This is a genomic window from Neobacillus niacini NBRC 15566, from assembly GCF_001591505.1.
Classification (GTDB): Bacteria; Bacillota; Bacilli; order Bacillales; family Cytobacillaceae; genus Neobacillus; species Neobacillus niacini.
Genome location: NZ_BCVA01000010.1, coordinates 35,188 through 52,890 on the forward strand (window position 1 = coordinate 35,188; position 17,703 = coordinate 52,890).

A 17,703-nucleotide genomic window follows, 5' to 3' on the forward strand; every position below is an offset into this window, starting at 1 on the left:
CGACAGGAAACAATTTTTTCACAAAGAAAAACTCCTTTCACAATATAGCAGTAATAAGTCTGCTCATAGTGTTTTCGGAGTTGAAAAGTTTTATCCATTTACAAAAAATATTTCAATATTTCTCCTGAAATGTACTGTCTAACAGTCGATTCATTCGTTTTTCAAAATAAGGAAAACATAGTTGAATAAAAGGACCGATTGTAAACGTTATGATGATGGTACCAATACCAATTGGTCCTTGGAGAATAAGCGCAGGAACCAACGCAATCAGTTCTCCAATCGTCTTCGCTATCATTAAATTAACGCGAAATCGTTCTCGAATGGCCATCATAAAGGAATCAATTGGACTCGAAGGAAACTTTGCTTGTAAATAGATTGCAGCACCGAAACCAATAATGAATATTCCCAGAAGTAACGTAACTATTTTAAGTGATAATCCGCTGACTTTCAGGGACTCAAACACAAAGAACATCCATAAATCAACTAAAGATCCAATTAAGATAATGGTAAGTATCGATAAAATTTCAGGTCTTCTCTTCACCAATAAGGAATTTATTATAACTAACACTGCCCCATCGATGATAATCCAAGTACCGATCGTAAAACCAAGCCACTCTGTTAGGGCCACATTTAACGCATCCCAAGCACCAGCCCCGAGTTCTGCTTTTATGGTCAAGCAGACCCCAAAAGTCATAATGGTTAGCCCTATCAAAAAGAAGAGAAACCGATAAAATAACGCCATATTTATCTCCCTAAAAAAATAATCAGAACATTTACAAAATTAAATAAATCGATTATACTATACTTAACCTTTAAAGAAGGAGGGCAGTGATCAATCGACGAACCATTTACTTTAAGGAGGTTGGGATTCCACTCATATATGAAAATTCAACACTCGTGTTTTTCAATTATAAATTAAACATGAAGGTTGGTGATTGATGGTCCCAAGAAACGCGATTGGTTTTTTCCCGTTATAACATAATGCTTAAATATTATAGCACAGTTAAAGGATATACCCTTACATCGAATTAAATAATTATAAAAGACTCTGTGCCTTTTGGCTCAGAGTCTTTTTCGTACCATAGTTATAACAGAAAAAATCCTATGCCCATGATCAAATAGGCAGCAAGTAAAGTGAGTCCTTCAAACCAATTAGATTCACCGTCATTTGAAATGACAACCATCAAGAGGACTGAGGTTACCATTGCAATTAACTCTGGCATGGTAAAAACAAGCGGCATCGTTTCTGTAAATAGAAGTGAAATGAGGACGAGCACAGGTAATACAAACATCGCGATTTGCAGAGTAGAACCGATGGCAATTTCGACCGCGATATCCATTTTATTTTTATAGGCCATTAGAATAGCAGAGGCATGTTCTGCTGCATTACCAACAATAGCTACAATGATGATCCCAATAAATAATTCCGACCACCCAAATGATTCTGCTACATATTCAAACGTATGAACAAGATTCTCTGAAATATATGCAACGGCTAGTGTTGCAGCCAATAAGACACCAATAGCCTTTCCCTTGCCCCATTCTGGTTCTTCTTCCTGATGAGCGGTACCAGACTTCTCACTTTGATAAACGCCGCGATGAGTGACCAGTTTAAAGAACAGTGCTGCAAGATAAAGCAGGATGAGAATTACTGAAATCCCTATACTTAACGTTAAGGTTTTCGTATCATTCATTTCCATTGAAAACACTTCCGGAATCACGAAAGCAACAATAACAGCAAACATTAGGAGTCCTGAATTATGTCGTGCATCATGGACGTTAAATGCCTGCCGTTTAAATTTGAGGCCGCCAATAAAGAACGATAAACCTGCAACAAGAAGCAGATTTCCCAGTACGGATCCTGTTAAGGAAGCAAGAACCACTCCAACTAATCCAGCTTTTAAAGCAAAAATGGAAATAATTAATTCTACTGCATTACCGAATGTTGCGTTAAGTAGTCCGCCAATTCGCGGTCCGGCAACAATCGCCAAACTTTCAGTTGCCCTTCCCATATAACTAGCCAGAGCGATAATGGTAATACAGTAAACAATAAAGAGGATCATGGTTGGCCAATGCATTAATGTCCCAATTACTGAAAGCGGGACTCCAATAAAAGTGAGCAGCATAAATATTTTTCCCATTGTTTTCCTCCTAAATGCTAACATAGCAAATAAATATGATATAAGTGTATAAAAATTCCTCTCGTTATGAGAATTCCCTATTTTTCTTCTATCTAACATGATTGAAAGATATTTTTCTTGCAAATGGTTTATTTTCCCGATACCATCGAATGGGTATCGAATACTAAACAAAACTAACGAGGTTTATGTATGAATAATAATAACTTTCGGTTTTGGGTCCTTGTCACCATCGTTGCAATTTCTGGTTTTTCACAAGGAATGCTTCTTCCTCTCATTGCCGTCATATTTGAAAAAGGCGGAGTTTCTTCCTCCCTTAATGGATTAAATGCTACTGCACTTTATATGGGTATCCTGCTCGTCTCTCCTTTTATGGAAGCACCACTGCGAAAGTATGGCTATAAACCAACGATTATTATCGGCGGCGGGATTGTGGTTTGTGCACTGGCATTGTTTCCTTTGTGGAAATCCTTTTGGTTCTGGTTTTGTTTACGGGCTCTTATCGGGATTGGTGACCACGCCTTACACTTTGCCACACAAACATGGATTACTTCCTCCTCTCCAAGCGAAAAAAGAGGACGTAATATTTCCCTGTATGGATTATTTTTTGGAATTGGCTTTGCCAGCGGGCCTTTGATGACACCTTTAGTAGATATTAATCAGGCATTGCCATTTATCGTTTCATCTATATTATGTTTGGTTGGCTGGGTGTTTGTATTTACCTTAAAGAACGAGTTTCCAGAACAGGAAGTAGAAATTAATTCTTTTTTCAACACGATCAAGCGTTTTAGAAAAACGATGAAATATGGCTGGGTCGCTTTTTTACCACCTTTCTGCTACGGTTTTTTGGAATCCTCTTTAAACGGCAGCTTTCCTGTATATGCTTTAAGAAGTGATATCGACGTAACCAGTGTATCCTTAGTGTTAACTGCCTTTGCCATTGGAAGTATTATCACCCAGCTGCCATTAGGTGTCCTAAGCGATCAATATGGGAGAAGAAATATTTTAATGATTGTATTACTACTGGGATTCTTAACCTTTTCAGCCGCAAGTATATTCGAACAATCTTTTATAGGTTTATTTGTCACCGTGCTTTTATCAGGTATGGTGGTGGGATCAACCTTTTCTCTTGGAATCAGTTATATGACGGACTTAGTGCCTAAGAATTTGTTGGCGACCGGAAATTTATTATGCGGGATCTTTTTTAGCTTAGGAAGTTTAAGCGGTCCGATTATCGGGGGTCTTTTCATTCAATTTTTTGAAAGAATAAGTTTCTTTTATATTATCAGTACCATGCTGTTATTCTTATCCATCGTCATTTATGTCTTTGGGAAAAAGACATTTTCTATAGCTGAGCAACACCAATCTTAACTTATAAATTTGGAGCATTTATATATATTAAACATAAAGTATATGATAAAATAGAAATAAATTAATCTAATAATTGTTTTTGGAATACTGCTGTCATCTTAATTGATGACAGCTTTCGTGTTTTTTAGGGGTAATGATTTTGATTATTTTTCTCAATTAGTAGAAAAGCGGAAGCGCCTTCGGAACAAGCACAGCTTGTTCCTGCGAGGATTAATCTAAGGAGCTTTCCTTAGTGCACAGGGGCGACAGGCATAAGACGAGCCGGCGAGAAGGTTGTTCTTTAACCTTCTTGACGGATTGGCTTATGACCAGAGCTCCTAGGCGCTGTAGCTAGACAGGGGGAGGGAACTGAAAATGAGCACAGATGCTAAGAGATTATCAAAAGGGCTGCCAAAGGTAGGCATGTTGGAAAAAATTAAACCGCATGCAGAACTAATTGCTGCTGGTTTAAGCGGCGTTTTCATTGCAGCAGGATGGATTACGGACAAAACGAATGATCAGGTGGCTTCTATTATCTTTTATTTATTGGCTTTTATGATTGGCGGCTTTGCGAAAGCCAAGGAAGGAATTGAAGCAACGTATGAAAACAAACAGTTAAACGTAGAAATGCTAATGATTTTTGCTGCAATTGGGTCTGCGATTATCGGCTACTGGACAGAAGGCGCCATTCTCATCTTTATTTTTGCTGTTAGTGGGGCCTTAGAGACATATACAATGAACAAAAGTCATAAAGAGATTTCCTCACTAATGAAACTTCAGCCTGAAGAAGCTCTTCTAATTAACAACGGGGTGGAACGGCGAGTACCTGTGTCCGAGTTAACAGTCGGCGACCACATTCTTGTTAAGCCTGGTGAAAGAATTCCTTCAGATGGCGTTATTATGAAGGGTCATACAAACATTGATGAAGCTGCTATTACAGGTGAATCAATGCCTGTCTCAAAAGGGCTAGAGAAGGAAGTTTTTGCAGGGACAGTAAATTTAACAGGCGCTATTACTGTCCAAACCACAAAAGCTAGTAATGAAACACTTTTTCACAAGATCATTGAGCTTGTACAATCTGCTCAAAGTGAAAAGTCTCCTTCACAACTGTTTATTGAACGCTTTGAAGGCACCTATGTAAAAACCGTATTAGTTGTTGTTTTATTGATGATGTTCCTGCCCTATTTCTTACTTGATTGGACCTGGAATGAATCCTTTTATCGTGCCATGATTTTACTAGTTGTTGCTTCCCCTTGTGCCCTTGTTGCTTCTATTATGCCAGCAACTTTGTCGGCCATTTCAAATGGTGCAAAACGCGGGATTTTAGTAAAAGGCGGTGTACACTTAGAGAATCTAAGCCACTTGGAAGCTATTGCCTTCGACAAAACTGGTACGCTTACGAAAGGAAAACCTGAGGTTACCGAAATTATCATCAATGAGAACTTTGTTGAAGCAGATCTATTATGGAAAACAGCTTCGATTGAAAATCAATCTAATCATCCTCTTGCACAATCGATTGTCAAATATGTGAAAGCTAATTTTGAACGTGACCTTCTTCAGCCAGAAAAACTTGAAGATGTATCTGGATGGGGCTTAAAGGCAGAAATATCTGGAGAACAGTGGAAAATAGGAAAGGCTGATTTTGTTGGGAGAGAGGCTGCCCTAACATTCGCTAACGGCAAAGCAGCTGACCTTGCTAGTCAGGGAAATACACTTGTATTTGTGCAAGTAAACGATTGTTTAGCTGCGATGATAGCCTTAAAAGATGTCGTTAGACAAGAAACAAAACTTGCTATCGATCATTTAAAAAAGCAAGGTATCTATACGGTTATGCTCACTGGTGATAGTGAGAAGACGGCAAATGCGATTGCAAAAGAAAGTCATGTGGATCAGTACTTTGCAGAATGTCTGCCTGAAGAAAAAGTGGAGCACCTTAGAAAGTTGAAGGAGAAATATAAAACCATTGCGATGGTGGGGGATGGCATTAACGATGCCCCGGCATTAGCGACTGCAAATGTTGGAATTGCCATGGGGGAAGGTTCTGATGTAGCACTTGAAACGGCGGATGTGGTTCTCATGAAAAATGATTTACCAAGGATTGCCGATGCCATTGATCTTTCAAAACGAATGAATCGTATTATTAAACAAAATGTTATCTTCTCCATCACGGTAATCATGGTGTTAATTGCCTCTAACTTTTTTCAATTGCTTGATCTGCCATTTGGTGTAATTGGGCACGAAGGCAGCACAATTCTTGTGATTCTAAACAGTTTAAGGCTGCTAAAAAATTAAAGAACCGGGCTTTATGCCCGGTTTTATTTAATGATATCCATTGCTTCCGTTTGCAGATCCTGAAGTTTTATTTCCTTTACTGCCTTTACCCTTTTGTTTTGTACCGCCATCTTTTTTTGTATGTTTAGTCATGATAAGCCCCCCTATTTATGATCTGTTCCCCATCTATATTGTTTGCAATTGAGAATTTTTCATAAAGAGAATTTTTAACAGTTTGATTTATATTTCTCACTATAGAAAGCATTTATCTCTCCGCCGATAATGATGATAAACCCGGATATGTATAACCATATGAGTAACACGATAATGGCTCCAATACTTCCATAGGTCAGTGAAAAGTTGTTAAATTTACTTACGTAAAAAGATAACCCATAGGAGGAAAGAATCCAGCCAACAGTCGCAAAGCCTGCTCCTGGGAAAGCACTTTTACACCGTAATTTAACATTAGGGGCAATCCAATACAATCCAGTAAATATTAGAAATAATATTAACGCACTCACGACTAATCTTAACATTTCCCAAATACGAAGGAATTCCATTTTAAAACCTAAATAGGAGAAAAGAAAAATTCCAATTTCCCTTCCGAATATTGGAAGTAATACAGCAACGATAAAGACAAAAATCATCCCTGCCGTCATTAGGATTGCCATACCTCTAGAAACAATAAAAGAGCGGCTTTCTTTTACGTCGTAAGCTTTGTTAAAAGCCCTTACCAATGCATGAATACCATTGGACGCAGACCAAATTGTACCAATAATCCCAAAGGACAGTAATCCTCCATTGCGATTATTCATCACATGGTTAACATTTTTTTCAATTAAATCCATTGTTTGTGGAGGTGCAAACTCTCTGATACTGCCTAAAATATCAGGGTATGGAATAGGGAGATATGGCAGTAACGTAAAAATGAAAATAAGAAGTGGAAACAGTGAAAGTAGAAAAAAATAGGCGAGTTGAGCTGATAAACCTGGTATATCATCTTCTTCAATCCGGTGCCATAACAGTCTTAATAAGGATTTTCGGACATCTACTACCTTCTCCATTTTCTCACTCTCCTTTTATTCAATCTAATGTTACTTTTTCTCTATTGGTTCTTCTACAACAACTTCTTTTAATAACTCTTCGACAAGTACTGAATCTTCATTCTTTGAGAAAGTACTTTTCGTTTCCTTGACCACTTCTTTTACTTGCGGGGTTAACTCTCGGAGTTCGTCCACTTTACTGATAATGTAAGAGATATCCTCGCTTACCTGCTCAATCGTGTTCCTAATTTTTTCAGCAGTTTCCTTAACATTTTCGGTAATTTCCTCTGGATGATGAACTACATAAGAAACTTGCTCGTACACTTTTTTCACATTTATTTTCATTTCCTGTCGTGTTTTTTTATCTAATAAACTAAGAGCTCCACCTGCTAAGGCACCATAGAATATGCCCTTCAAAAATAAATTTTTACCCATTTTTTAACCTCTCCCTCAAACATGTTTTTATCATTGTTTTCATCACTAAGAAAAAAATACCAATATACTCCACTATATATATTGCTTTATGCGTGCGGCCAAATGCAAGCGTCTATTATTTTATTACCCATCATTAGATGTATTAAAACAAGTTTAGATTGACATCTACGAATGAAAATGGAAAGATAAAGTTACCAATACTGAAAGGGTGACGGGATGAATTTATCAGAGAAGACAATTGAAAATGTAGAGTATATGATTGAACAAATAAAAGAGAAATTAAAGGTATTAAATCTCGGAGCCATAAAACCTTCACACTTTGATGAAGACATGTATGAGGAATTAAAGGAAATTTACGAGATGGTTATGAAAAAACCTTCTTTTAGCCCTAACGAAATGCAAGCGTTGGTCGAGGAATTAGGAAGCCTTCGAAAAAATAAGTAAAACAGATCTCTAGGATCTGTTTTTTTATTTTTCCTGTTCAGTTAAAATAATTGGACCATTCTTGGTGATGGCAATGGTGTGTTCATATTGGGCAGAATATTTACCATCAATCGTTCTAGCAGTCCATCCATTATTATCCATCTTTGTTTGGTACATGCCGATATTAACCATTGGCTCAATGGTAAATACCATCCCTTCTTTAATTCTTGGCCCTTTTCCAGGCAGCCCGTAATGGGGTACATCGGGTTTTTCATGAATAACTGCCCCAATTCCATGACCAATAAAATCACGAACAACCGATAAACCCTCCCCTTCTACATAGGTTTGAATAGCATGACCAATATCCCCAATCCTATTTCCAGGAACAGACTGCTCAATTCCTTTATAAAGTGCCTCTTTGGTAACCTTTAATAAATGCTCTGTTTCCTTAGAGACATTCCCTACAGCATATGACCATGCTGAGTCGGCTAACCCTCCGTTATAATTGACAACCATATCTATGGTCACGATATCGCCTTCTTTTAATGGTTCCTTTCTTGGAAACCCATGACATACTTCGTCGTTAATGCTCGCACAAGTGGCATATTTATAGCCTTTATATCCCTTTTGCTGTGGGGTAGCATCATGCTTTAAAAGGTAATCATCAACAAATTCATCAATTTCCCATGTTGTAATACCAGGTTTTATTCGTTTGGCAATTTCTTTATGGCATGAAGATAGAATTTCCCCTGCTTTTTTCATTGCCTCAATTTCTCGCTGTGATTTAAGAACAATCATGATCTTCCCAACCTTTTTATATTATTTTTATGTATTCTTATAGAATTGGAAACACACTTTAATATTATCGCTAAGCTAACATTTTTTCAAAAAGTTTTCGATATTGAGGGGTATTTTTGTACAAATAACTTGTTCTTAATATGGAACTTTCTCAGCTTTTCTGATAAAATTATTACAGCCATAATAAAAATAGGTGTGTGAGCCCAATGATAGGTGATCGTGTTAAAAAACTACGGTTAGAAAAAAGGATGTCATTATCAGAACTTGCGGAGCAGGCTGGAGTTGCTAAATCTTATTTAAGCTCTCTTGAAAGAAACCTGCAAAGAAATCCATCTATTCAATTCCTTGAAAAAATTTCTTCTGTATTAAACGTTCCAGTTGATCATTTAATAAATGAACACATTAATAAAGAAGAATTAGATAGTGATTGGATGAACATTGTAAAAGAAGCGATGGAATCAGGTGTTTCAAAGGAACAATTCCGTGATTTTATTGAATTCAATAAGTGGCGAATTGGTCAAAACAATAACGAATAATAAAACAAAGCATACTACTTATTTTTTTGTAGTATGCTTTGTTTTTTTTATGTAAATCAGCGATTCTTAAGTACGCCCTCTCTGACTTCGTTCTGATGGAGGAAATTAAGAATTGTCTCCTTTGATATTCCTAGCTCCTTTGCTTCTAAAATAAGAGCTAACCATTCTGCGTCCATTCCATTGTTGATACTATCAGCTATTGCCACTCTCGCTCACTCCCAAAATACATATTCGTATTCCAGGCAGCCCGGCCATCATAGTAAAAGTTATACCTTAGATCCTCGGCTTTGCGTCCCAATTTTTCAATAGGTTTGCCCTTTTCTGTTTCATATTACACATAAATCATTGATTATTCAGTATATTAAATAGACAAGTATTCCTAATTCATCATTACTTTATTTATTATATATAGTACTTTTATAGTATATTGTTGTTTTTTGTCAGATATTTCAATTTTTCTAATCATTTTTTAACACAAAATAATTCAATTTTCTACAAAAAATCCATTAAAAATTTCCCATACGTTCTAACTTCAACTAATCAGATGGAAGTTTATTGGAAAAAGGAAGGGCCTACAGTCGAAATTAGGTTATTGTACCTATATGAAGTTTATTTAAAATGCTACAAAAGAAAACACAGTGAAATTTGTCTACTTTGTGACAATTGACAACTTCTATTATTACCTTTAAAATATACTAAATATTACAAATATTCAAATAATGGTGGTGATCCAGATCAATGACAACCATTCATGTGTTGAATTACGCTATTCCAATTGCCTTTATGGTGTTTTTTGGTTACCTTCTAGATCGTATGTGCAAGCCTGCAAAGTCTGATGAAAAATAGAAGATAAATAATCCTCTCTCCTTCTATCTTCACTAATAAATTTCCTTCGTTTGGGAATGATACATTCGAAGACGAAAGGAGTGTTTCATTTGGCACGTGGAGAACATTTTAACCATAAAAAGAAAGGTCATCCTGGAAATTTGCCTAAAGATAACTTAGTTGAAAAACATTCTAAGGATGCCATTGGGGATGAGGAGTTTATTGTAGTTCAAGAAGCATTTAAGAATAGAGTGGAAACGAAAGACGTAGAATAAAGGCGTGAATTTCACGCCTTTTTTACTTATTTTACATTATCAGCTTTTTGAAGGAGCTTCCTTAAGTTCCATTCTTTTAGACCTGCCGCAGCCATTTCGATATCTTTAGAAAAAATCCGATCCTTCTTTATCGAAGGAACCAGTTCCCTTCCTATCTCGTACACCTTCTTGGTCTGGCTGGCCATTTTTTCTATTCCGCGAATTTCAACCGCCTGCATGGCACAAATTAGTTCAATCGCCAGCACTCTTCGGGCATTTTGAATAATTTGATAGGCATGTCTAGAGGCAATCGTTCCCATACTTACATGGTCTTCTTGATTTGCAGAAGATGGAATGGAATCGACACTTGCTGGGTGTGCTAGTGTTTTATTTTCTGATACCAACGAAGCCGCAGCGTATTGCATAATCATCGCTCCAGACTGCAAACCAGGCTCAGGGCTTAAGAAAGGCGGCAAATCGTTCAACTGTGGATTTACTAATCTTTCAATCCGTCTTTCGGAAATATTCGCAAGCTCGGCAACTGCGATTTTCATAAAGTCCATCGCAAAAGCGATTGGCTGCCCATGGAAATTCCCGCCAGAAATAACCTTTTCCCCATCATCGAATATGAGTGGATTGTCTGTAGCAGCATTCATTTCAATTTCCAATTTTTCTTTTACATAATCAAGAGCCTGCCAGGATGCTCCATGTACTTGTGGAATACACCGTAGGGAATAAGCATCTTGAACACGGTATTCTCCTTGAACGCTGGTTAATAAACTATCACTTAAGTAACCACGGATTCTTGCTGCTGTATCTATCTGCTGCTGATAACCCCGTGCTATATGAACTTCCTCTGCGAATGCATCCATGATTCCATTTAACCCTTCCATTGTCATAGCAGCAATGAGTTCACTTTCAAACGCCAGCTGTTCCGCTTCAAGATAGCCAACAACTCCCATGGCGGTCATCGCCTGTGTACCATTAATTAATGCAAGACCCTCTTTTGCCTCTAAATTTATGGGAAGAATGCCCTCCATTTGAAGCGCGTGGATTGATTCCAATCGATTACCTTTGTAAAAGACCTCCCCTTCTCCAATAAGTACTAAAGCTAAATGGGAGAGAGGAGCCAAATCACCGCTCGCACCCAGTGACCCCTGCTGAGGAATAACTGGGATGATTTCTTTATTAACCAACTCTAATAATTTTTCAATGACGATCGGTCGGACCCCTGAATACCCTTTTAAAAGCGCATTAGCACGTAACAGAACCATTGCTTTTGAAACAATTTCCGGAAAGGGTTCTCCAACACCACACGCATGTGAGCGAATTAAATTAAGCTGTAAATCTCTAACGTGCTCTTTATTGATTAATACATCACTAAACTTTCCAAATCCAGTATTAATACCGTAAACTACTTTGCGCTCTGAAACGATCTTCTCTACGGCTTCACGGCTCCTATTTACAAGTTCCATACTTTTTTCCGAAGCCAAAACCTTCTCTTTTCGATATAAAACTTCTTTCATTTGGTCCATTGTTAAACTTTGGCCTGTTAGCATAATCATATTTCTCGCTCCTCTACCACTTTATTAGAATAAAGAAAGAGGCTGGATTCCATCTCAGTTAGATTTGGAGTCCAGCCTCTTTTATAAACATATTTTGATATAATTTTGTTTTGTGGTGCCTCATAATTATCATTCCATTCTAAAATTCTATTAGATTAATAATTATTGTATGTGATATAAAGCTTGATTGTCAATAGAATTGTCAGAATTTTAGCACGATATCACTTTAGTGAGATAATATAGGAAAGGCTGCTGCTATTTACAATTTAAAGGGTTCCTTTCTGAGGTGCTATTCTTAAAAATACTTGCCGAAGGAATACGGTTCACCGGTATGCACAAAAATAAGATTTTTTTAAGCTTTCTAATCCTTAATCGAGTAAGCAGGAAAGGTAAAATAAGCGGAGACTTTCCGGTTAAGTGCAGAATGGAGCTCGTTACGTGGCTAATAAGCGGAGGTTTTCCGCTTAAGTCAAGGAAAATCCCTCATTTTCAAATTTTCAGAGCCCATAGGCGGAATTTCTCCGTCTATTCATGCCTTTTTTACTACTAATTTCGAATTAAGCGGAATTTCTCCGCCTATTTAATGACTCAGGTATTCAACTTGATCTCCAACCGATAAGTGATAAGAATTCACCCGAAAACAGTTCGCTTTACAATATAGGCTTTATATACAAATTAGTATATAAAGCCTCATTTTCTAAAAAATATTTTTATTGATTTTCCTTACTTCAGATTCAACTTCTTTAAGGCATCCGCCAAAGCTGTATTAATGGGCTCTTCTTCCTTGTTTTGGTTCTTCAAATACTTTTGCACCGTACGTTTATCCACTTTTCCGGTCGATTCTTTTTTACGGCGTGCTTCAAAAGCAGTTAGTTTCTCTCTGTGCCCGCATTTACAAACGAAAATTTGTCCTTCCCCTTCGCCGCGAAGCTCCAGCTTCTTTTTGCATTGTGGGCAGCGCGCATTAGTGACGCGCGAAACATTTTTGCGATGTCCACACTCACGGTCTTGGCAAACAAGCATTTTACCCTTTTTTCCATTTACCTCAAGCATAGGTTTTCCACAGTCTGGACAATTTTTTGTAGAGATATTATCGTGCTTATACTTTTTATTACTTGCTTTAATTTCTGTAACAATTTCTTTTGTATACTTTTTCATTTCGCTGATAAAAACGTCTTTTTTCAACTTTCCATGAGCAATTTGTTCAAGCTTCTGTTCCCACTCGGCAGTTAATGCAGGAGATTTTAGTTCTTCAGGCACTAAATCCAGCAATTGACGTCCTTTCGAAGTAAGGTGAATGTCCTTACCACGCTTTTCAATTAAAAAGGAATTAAAAAGCTTTTCAATAATATCCGCACGTGTAGCTACAGTTCCTAATCCACCAGTCGATTTTAACGTTTCTGCCAGCTGTTTATTATTGGTTTCCATGTACTTACCAGGGTTTTCCATTGCTGATAATAATGTCGCCTCATTAAAACGGGCAGGCGGGCTGGTTTGCCCTGCTGTTTGAACGATTAACTTCACGTTAAGGGTATCGCCTTTTTCAATCCGAGGCAATATCTGTTCCTTTAAGTCGTCAGCTGCGTCCTCGTCTTCAAAGCGGTTCTCATACACTTCTTTCCACCCTGTCGATAAAATGGTTTTCCCCCTTGCAACAAAGTTCTCTTCACCAATTTTTGCACGAAGAGTTAACTGTTCATACTCAAAGGCTGGGAATAATACGGCTAGGAATCGTTTCACCACTAGGTCATAAATTTTCCGCTCTTTATCTGTGAAGGCTGAGAAGTTCACATAACTTTCTGTAGGAATAATCGCATGGTGATCGGAAACCTTGCTGTCGTCTACAAATGCCTTCGATACTTTTATTTGCTTGCTTAAGATCTTATTGGTTAACGGACGATACTCTCCTACTCCACATGCTCTCAAGCGTTCTGGAAGCGTTCCTACAATATCAGAAGAAAGGTAACGAGAGTCTGTACGAGGATAGGTTAAGACTTTATGCTGCTCGTAGAGCTTTTGCATAATATTTAACGTTTCCTTTGCAGAATAACCAAAGATCTTGTTCGCGTCGCGCTGCAATTCGGTTAAATCATAAAGCCCGGGAGAAAAGGATTTTTTCTGCTTTTTCTCAATTTCCTTTACAATGGCGTTTTGTTTGCCCAGTTTTTTCACTATTGCTTCGATTTTCTCTTTATCAAAGCTTCGGCTATTTCCTTTTGTATCCTGCCAAGTCAATTTTAAATTCTCTGTTGTTTGTGCTTCGATCCCGTAAAAGTTTAGAGGTTTGAAGTTTTTAATTTCATCTTCCCGCGCCGCAATGATTGCAACCGTTGGTGTCTGAACCCGGCCACAGTTTAGCTGGGCATTAAAACGGGTTGTTAATGCACGGGTTGCATTAAGACCGATATACCAATCCGCCTCCGACCGTGCAACAGCAGATGAATATAAATTTTCATAGGATTTGCCTGGCTTCAAGTTGGCAAAGCCATCTTTAATTGCTTTATCTGTAACTGAGGATATCCACAGACGTTTTAGTGGTTTATTAACCTTTGCCTTATCGAGTATCCATCGTGCAACCAGCTCCCCTTCACGGCCACTATCTGTTGCAATAATAATCTCTCCGACATCAGAGCGTTGTAGTTGGCTTTTCACCGCATGAAACTGTTTACCGGTTTGCTTAATGACAACAAGCTTTAGCTCGTTTGGCAGCATCGGTAAATCTTCTAATTTCCAGGATTTATATTTATCGTCATACACTTCCGGATCTGCAAGGGTAACTAAATGTCCTAGTGCCCATGTAACAATATATTTATCTCCTTCTAAAAAACCGTTTCCTTTCTTATGACAATTCAATACTCGTGCTATATCACGAGCGACAGAAGGCTTTTCGGCTATAACTACACTTTTTTTCATTTATAAACATCCTTTCGGTGAACCATTGATTAATAATATAGCATATTTTAACCTCATTTACAGAATAGCACTGTTTAAAACAAGCTTTGAAAGATTAGGGCTAAATACCATTAGGTTCATTGGTTTGTACCTTTGTGGGTAGGTTACATATCTATGTACCTACTTTTTTCTTGTAATTATCTCTTTATGGATAGTATGATGAAAAAGCGCTATCATACATATTGGTTTCGGGGGTACAACATGAGGATTAGAGATTGGGATCCGAATTTAAAGGTTCGCTTATTTAGCGAAGCCATGATGAACATTACATTTTGGATGTTCTTTCCTTTTCTGACGATCTATTTCGCAGAAGAATTTGGTAAAAGCAAAGCAGGTTTATTATTGGTATTTTCACAGATATTTTCTGTTATCGCGAACTTAATGGGCGGATACTGTGCCGATCGCTTCGGGCGTAAAAGGATGATGGTTCTTTCTGCTTTTGGCCAAGGTCTTTCTTTCTTAGCTTTTGCTATGGCAAGTTCTCCTTGGCTTCAATCACCTTGGCTGGGATTTATCGCATTCGCTATTGCTGGTGTTTTTGGTTCGTTTTATTGGCCTGCCAGTCAAGCAATGGTAGCAGATGTCGTTAATGAAAAAGATAGAAGTAATGTATTTGCCATTTTCTACACTTCCATTAATATCGCCGTGGTAATTGGTCCTATTTTAGGGGCAATTTTTTATGTGAACTATCGTTTTGAAACGTTGCTCTTTGCCGGTATTGTTTGTATGTTGCTTGGGTTAATCTTAGCAAAATGGACAAGGGAAACAGCACCGTTGCAAAAAGTGGATCCATTGAAAGCTGAGCGAAAGTGGTACTATTTCCTCCAAAACCAGCTGAAGGATTACACCTTAATCATAAAAGATAAAACCTTCCTGCTTTTTATCATTGCGGGTGTCTTAGCTGGTCAAACTTTTATGCAATTGGATTTATTATTTCCTGTTTACATGAAAGATGTAATCGACCTTCAAACTCTGTTTTCAATAGGAGACTGGTCATTTACCGTTAAAGGGGAGCAGGCATTTGGAATTGTGCTTGCTGAAAATGGCTTCCTTGTTGCTTTGCTAACGGTAGTCATTACGAAATGGATGGGAAGCTATAAAGAACGAAATGTGTTTGTGTTGTCTTCTGTTATATATGCGATTTCGATTTTCCTCTTTAGTCAAACTAATTGGATTTGGGGATTTATCATCGCGATGGCGGTGTTTACTTTTGCAGAGTTAATGGGGGCAGGCATTCAACAAAGTTTTGTTTCGAAGCTAGCTCCTGAGCATATGAGAGGCCAATATTTTGCTGCTGCCAGTTTACGATTCACCATCAGCCGTACCATTGCTCCATTATCTATACCATTGACGGTTTTGATAGGGTATGAGTGGACATTTTTTGTATTATGCCTTCTAGCACTTGCAAGCGCAGGGCTATATTGGCTCATGTTTTATTCATTTGAAAAGAAAACCGCATTGGATCCTCATTAGGATCCTTTTTTTGTTCAAAAAAATGTCAATAAATTGTGCTAAAATGTACACATTTTAGCGGTTTAGATTTATAATTAATTTGAAATCGTTTTCTACTATAAGGAGGTTGTTTTTGATGGAATTGTCCCAATTTATGTCTCCTACATCATTGTCTGGAATTGTTACATTTCTCGTATTATTTTCAGCAGGTGTTTATTTTAATATAAAAGTTTATGGAAGCAAATTACAGTAGAGATTCACATCCCTACTGATTTTTTTTCTAATTTTAGAGTGCCCGTATTAAACTGCTATCAGTTTCTTTTTCCTATTAAAAGGGCTAAAATAAAAAAGGAAGATTTTGAAAAAAGGGAGATTATATGATGAGTGATTTTCTAAGAAACCTTGAGAAATATGCAGAGCTTGCCGTGAAGGTTGGTGTAAATATTCAAAAGGGTCAAACTTTGGTGATAAATACTACTATAGACGCAGCAGAATTTGTCCGTCTTGTTGTGAAAAATGCATATACTGCAGGTGCAGATAACGTGGTAGTTAACTGGACTGACGATGTAGTATCTAGAACAAAATATGATTTAGCACCGGATGAAGCTTTTACTACATATCCTGTTTGGCGTGCAAAGGAAATGGAAGACTTTGTTGACCAAGGGGCAGCTTTTATGGCGATTGTTTCTTCCACCCCTGACTTATTAAAAGGAGTTAATCCTGAACGTATTTCTAACTTCCAAAAGGCTGCTGGAACGGCGCTGGCTAAATACCGTCAAGCTGCACAATCTGATAAAGTGAGCTGGACAGTGATTGCCGCTCCATCTCCAGATTGGGCTGCAAAGGTTTTCCCTGATGCACCAAGTGAACAACAAGTTTCATTACTTTGGGACGCCATCTTCAAAGCTGTTCGTGTTGATACTGAAAATCCTGTGGAAGCTTGGAAGAAGCACGATGAAACCCTACATGAAAAGGTTAACTATTTAAATGAAAGACGCTATCAAAAGCTTCACTATACAGCACCAGGAACAGATTTAACCATCGAACTTCCACATAACCATCTTTGGGTTGGAGCAGGCAGTATAAATGAAAATGGTTTTGAATTTATGGCGAATATGCCAACGGAAGAAGTCTTCACCGTGCCTCACCGTGATGGTGTAAATGGGACAGTTGCAAGTACGAAGCCATTAAGCTACGGTGGAAATATTATTGACCGCTTCTCTGTGACTTTTGAAAACGGAAGAATTGTTGATTATAAGGCCGAAGAAGGTGAGGAGTTCTTAAAGCGTTTAGTGGAAACAGATGAAGGCTCACATTACCTTGGCGAAGTAGCACTAGTTCCTTTCAATTCTCCAATTTCACAATCTAACGTATTATTCTATAATACTTTGTTTGATGAGAATGCTTCAAACCACTTAGCTATCGGAAGCGCTTATGCTTTCTGTATTGAAGGCGGTAAGCAAATGTCTTCTGAAGAACTAAAAGAAAATGGTCTTAATGACAGTATTACACATGTTGATTTCATGATTGGTTCACAGGACATGAACATTGACGGCATTAAAGCAGATGGAACAAGCGAACCAGTATTTAGAAAAGGCAATTGGGCATTTTAATGGTATAATAACAGGAGCAGCTTCTGAATAGGAGCTGCTCTTTGCTGA

The 17,703-nt window shown here is 37.7% G+C and carries 15 protein-coding genes and 1 riboswitch; of the genes, 7 read left to right on the forward strand and 8 right to left on the reverse strand.

The features are described from left to right. Positions 1 to 112: 112 nt before the first annotated feature. A complete protein-coding gene (locus tag BANA01_RS10680; RefSeq protein WP_034676358.1) occupies positions 113 to 742 on the reverse strand; it encodes a YczE/YyaS/YitT family protein in 630 nt (209 codons plus the stop codon). 343 nt (positions 743 to 1,085) lie between these two features. Beyond that, positions 1,086 to 2,141 (reverse strand): calcium/proton exchanger, encoded by a 1,056-nt coding sequence (gene cax / locus BANA01_RS10685; RefSeq protein WP_034676355.1) that lies wholly within the window; start codon positions 2,139 to 2,141, stop codon positions 1,086 to 1,088. A 189-nt stretch (positions 2,142 to 2,330) separates the two neighbouring features. On the opposite strand from cax, the gene BANA01_RS10690 reads away from it, so the two are divergent. Both BANA01_RS10690 and BANA01_RS10695 read left to right on the forward strand, forming a co-directional pair. After that, positions 2,331 to 3,509, forward strand: a complete 1,179-nt coding sequence (locus tag BANA01_RS10690; protein ID WP_034676353.1) for an MFS transporter — start codon at positions 2,331 to 2,333, stop codon at positions 3,507 to 3,509. Between the two features lie 354 nt (positions 3,510 to 3,863). Further along, complete coding sequence (locus BANA01_RS10695; RefSeq protein WP_034676351.1) at positions 3,864 to 5,780, forward strand: heavy metal translocating P-type ATPase; 1,917 nt, start codon at positions 3,864 to 3,866, stop codon at positions 5,778 to 5,780. A 206-nt stretch (positions 5,781 to 5,986) separates the two neighbouring features. On the opposite strand, the gene BANA01_RS10700 is transcribed toward BANA01_RS10695, so the two are convergent. Both BANA01_RS10700 and BANA01_RS10705 read right to left on the reverse strand, forming a co-directional pair. Then, entirely contained in the window at positions 5,987 to 6,823 is an 837-nt protein-coding gene (locus BANA01_RS10700; RefSeq protein ID WP_034676347.1) for a YihY/virulence factor BrkB family protein, read from the reverse strand. 30 nt (positions 6,824 to 6,853) lie between these two features. After that, positions 6,854 to 7,237, reverse strand: a complete 384-nt coding sequence (locus BANA01_RS10705; protein ID WP_034676345.1) for a YtxH domain-containing protein — start codon at positions 7,235 to 7,237, stop codon at positions 6,854 to 6,856. A 216-nt stretch (positions 7,238 to 7,453) separates the two neighbouring features. Between BANA01_RS10705 and BANA01_RS10710 the strand changes: the two genes are divergently transcribed. Continuing rightward, a complete protein-coding gene (locus tag BANA01_RS10710; RefSeq protein WP_034676343.1) occupies positions 7,454 to 7,681 on the forward strand; it encodes a DUF1128 domain-containing protein in 228 nt (75 codons plus the stop codon). Positions 7,682 to 7,705: 24 nt separating this feature from the next. Here the strand turns inward: BANA01_RS10710 and map are convergent, their stop codons facing one another. Further along, on the reverse strand, positions 7,706 to 8,458 hold the full coding sequence (gene map / locus BANA01_RS10715; RefSeq protein WP_034676341.1) for a type I methionyl aminopeptidase: 753 nt from the start codon (positions 8,456 to 8,458) through the stop codon (positions 7,706 to 7,708). A gap of 206 nt (positions 8,459 to 8,664) precedes the next feature. Here map and BANA01_RS10720 point away from each other — a divergent pair, with 206 nt between their 5' ends. Beyond that, complete coding sequence (locus tag BANA01_RS10720) at positions 8,665 to 8,994, forward strand: helix-turn-helix domain-containing protein (RefSeq protein ID WP_063253114.1); 330 nt, start codon at positions 8,665 to 8,667, stop codon at positions 8,992 to 8,994. A 56-nt stretch (positions 8,995 to 9,050) separates the two neighbouring features. Here the strand turns inward: BANA01_RS10720 and BANA01_RS29095 are convergent, their stop codons facing one another. Further along, positions 9,051 to 9,200, reverse strand: coding sequence for an anti-repressor SinI family protein (locus tag BANA01_RS29095; protein WP_082799481.1), 150 nt, complete (start codon positions 9,198 to 9,200; stop codon positions 9,051 to 9,053). 32 nt (positions 9,201 to 9,232) lie between these two features. Beyond that, positions 9,233 to 9,320: riboswitch (cyclic di-GMP riboswitch) on the reverse strand. A 609-nt stretch (positions 9,321 to 9,929) separates the two neighbouring features. Here BANA01_RS29095 and BANA01_RS29895 point away from each other — a divergent pair. Further along, positions 9,930 to 10,094, forward strand: coding sequence for a hypothetical protein (locus BANA01_RS29895; protein ID WP_169803681.1), 165 nt, complete (start codon positions 9,930 to 9,932; stop codon positions 10,092 to 10,094). Positions 10,095 to 10,120: 26 nt separating this feature from the next. On the opposite strand, the gene hutH is transcribed toward BANA01_RS29895, so the two are convergent. Beyond that, positions 10,121 to 11,638: a histidine ammonia-lyase gene (gene hutH, locus BANA01_RS10725; RefSeq protein ID WP_063253115.1), complete on the reverse strand. Its 1,518-nt coding sequence runs from the start codon at positions 11,636 to 11,638 to the stop codon at positions 10,121 to 10,123. A gap of 723 nt (positions 11,639 to 12,361) precedes the next feature. Further along, the gene (locus BANA01_RS10730; protein ID WP_063253116.1) at positions 12,362 to 14,551 is read right to left on the reverse strand and encodes a DNA topoisomerase III; all 2,190 of its coding nucleotides are present in this window, start codon (positions 14,549 to 14,551) and stop codon (positions 12,362 to 12,364) included. 240 nt (positions 14,552 to 14,791) lie between these two features. On the opposite strand from BANA01_RS10730, the gene BANA01_RS10735 reads away from it, so the two are divergent. Beyond that, positions 14,792 to 16,063: an MDR family MFS transporter gene (locus tag BANA01_RS10735; protein ID WP_063253117.1), complete on the forward strand. Its 1,272-nt coding sequence runs from the start codon at positions 14,792 to 14,794 to the stop codon at positions 16,061 to 16,063. A gap of 359 nt (positions 16,064 to 16,422) precedes the next feature. Continuing rightward, entirely contained in the window at positions 16,423 to 17,655 is a 1,233-nt protein-coding gene (locus BANA01_RS10740) for an aminopeptidase (RefSeq protein WP_063253118.1), read from the forward strand. Positions 17,656 to 17,703: the final 48 nt, after the last annotated feature.

Coding starts and splice junctions, on each gene's coding strand:
- BANA01_RS10740 (WP_063253118.1), top strand. CDS start 16,423: ATGAGTGATTTTCTAAGAAACCTTGAGAAATATGCAGAGCTTGCCGTG.
- BANA01_RS10680 (WP_034676358.1), bottom strand. CDS start 742: ATGGCGTTATTTTATCGGTTTCTCTTCTTTTTGATAGGGCTAACCATT.
- BANA01_RS10690 (WP_034676353.1), top strand. CDS start 2,331: ATGAATAATAATAACTTTCGGTTTTGGGTCCTTGTCACCATCGTTGCA.
- BANA01_RS10710 (WP_034676343.1), top strand. CDS start 7,454: ATGAATTTATCAGAGAAGACAATTGAAAATGTAGAGTATATGATTGAA.
- BANA01_RS10705 (WP_034676345.1), bottom strand. CDS start 7,237: ATGGGTAAAAATTTATTTTTGAAGGGCATATTCTATGGTGCCTTAGCA.
- BANA01_RS10720 (WP_063253114.1), top strand. CDS start 8,665: ATGATAGGTGATCGTGTTAAAAAACTACGGTTAGAAAAAAGGATGTCA.
- BANA01_RS10700 (WP_034676347.1), bottom strand. CDS start 6,823: ATGGAGAAGGTAGTAGATGTCCGAAAATCCTTATTAAGACTGTTATGG.
- hutH (WP_063253115.1), bottom strand. CDS start 11,638: ATGATTATGCTAACAGGCCAAAGTTTAACAATGGACCAAATGAAAGAA.
- cax (WP_034676355.1), bottom strand. CDS start 2,141: ATGGGAAAAATATTTATGCTGCTCACTTTTATTGGAGTCCCGCTTTCA.
- BANA01_RS10695 (WP_034676351.1), top strand. CDS start 3,864: ATGAGCACAGATGCTAAGAGATTATCAAAAGGGCTGCCAAAGGTAGGC.
- BANA01_RS10730 (WP_063253116.1), bottom strand. CDS start 14,551: ATGAAAAAAAGTGTAGTTATAGCCGAAAAGCCTTCTGTCGCTCGTGAT.
- BANA01_RS10735 (WP_063253117.1), top strand. CDS start 14,792: ATGAGGATTAGAGATTGGGATCCGAATTTAAAGGTTCGCTTATTTAGC.
- map (WP_034676341.1), bottom strand. CDS start 8,458: ATGATTGTTCTTAAATCACAGCGAGAAATTGAGGCAATGAAAAAAGCA.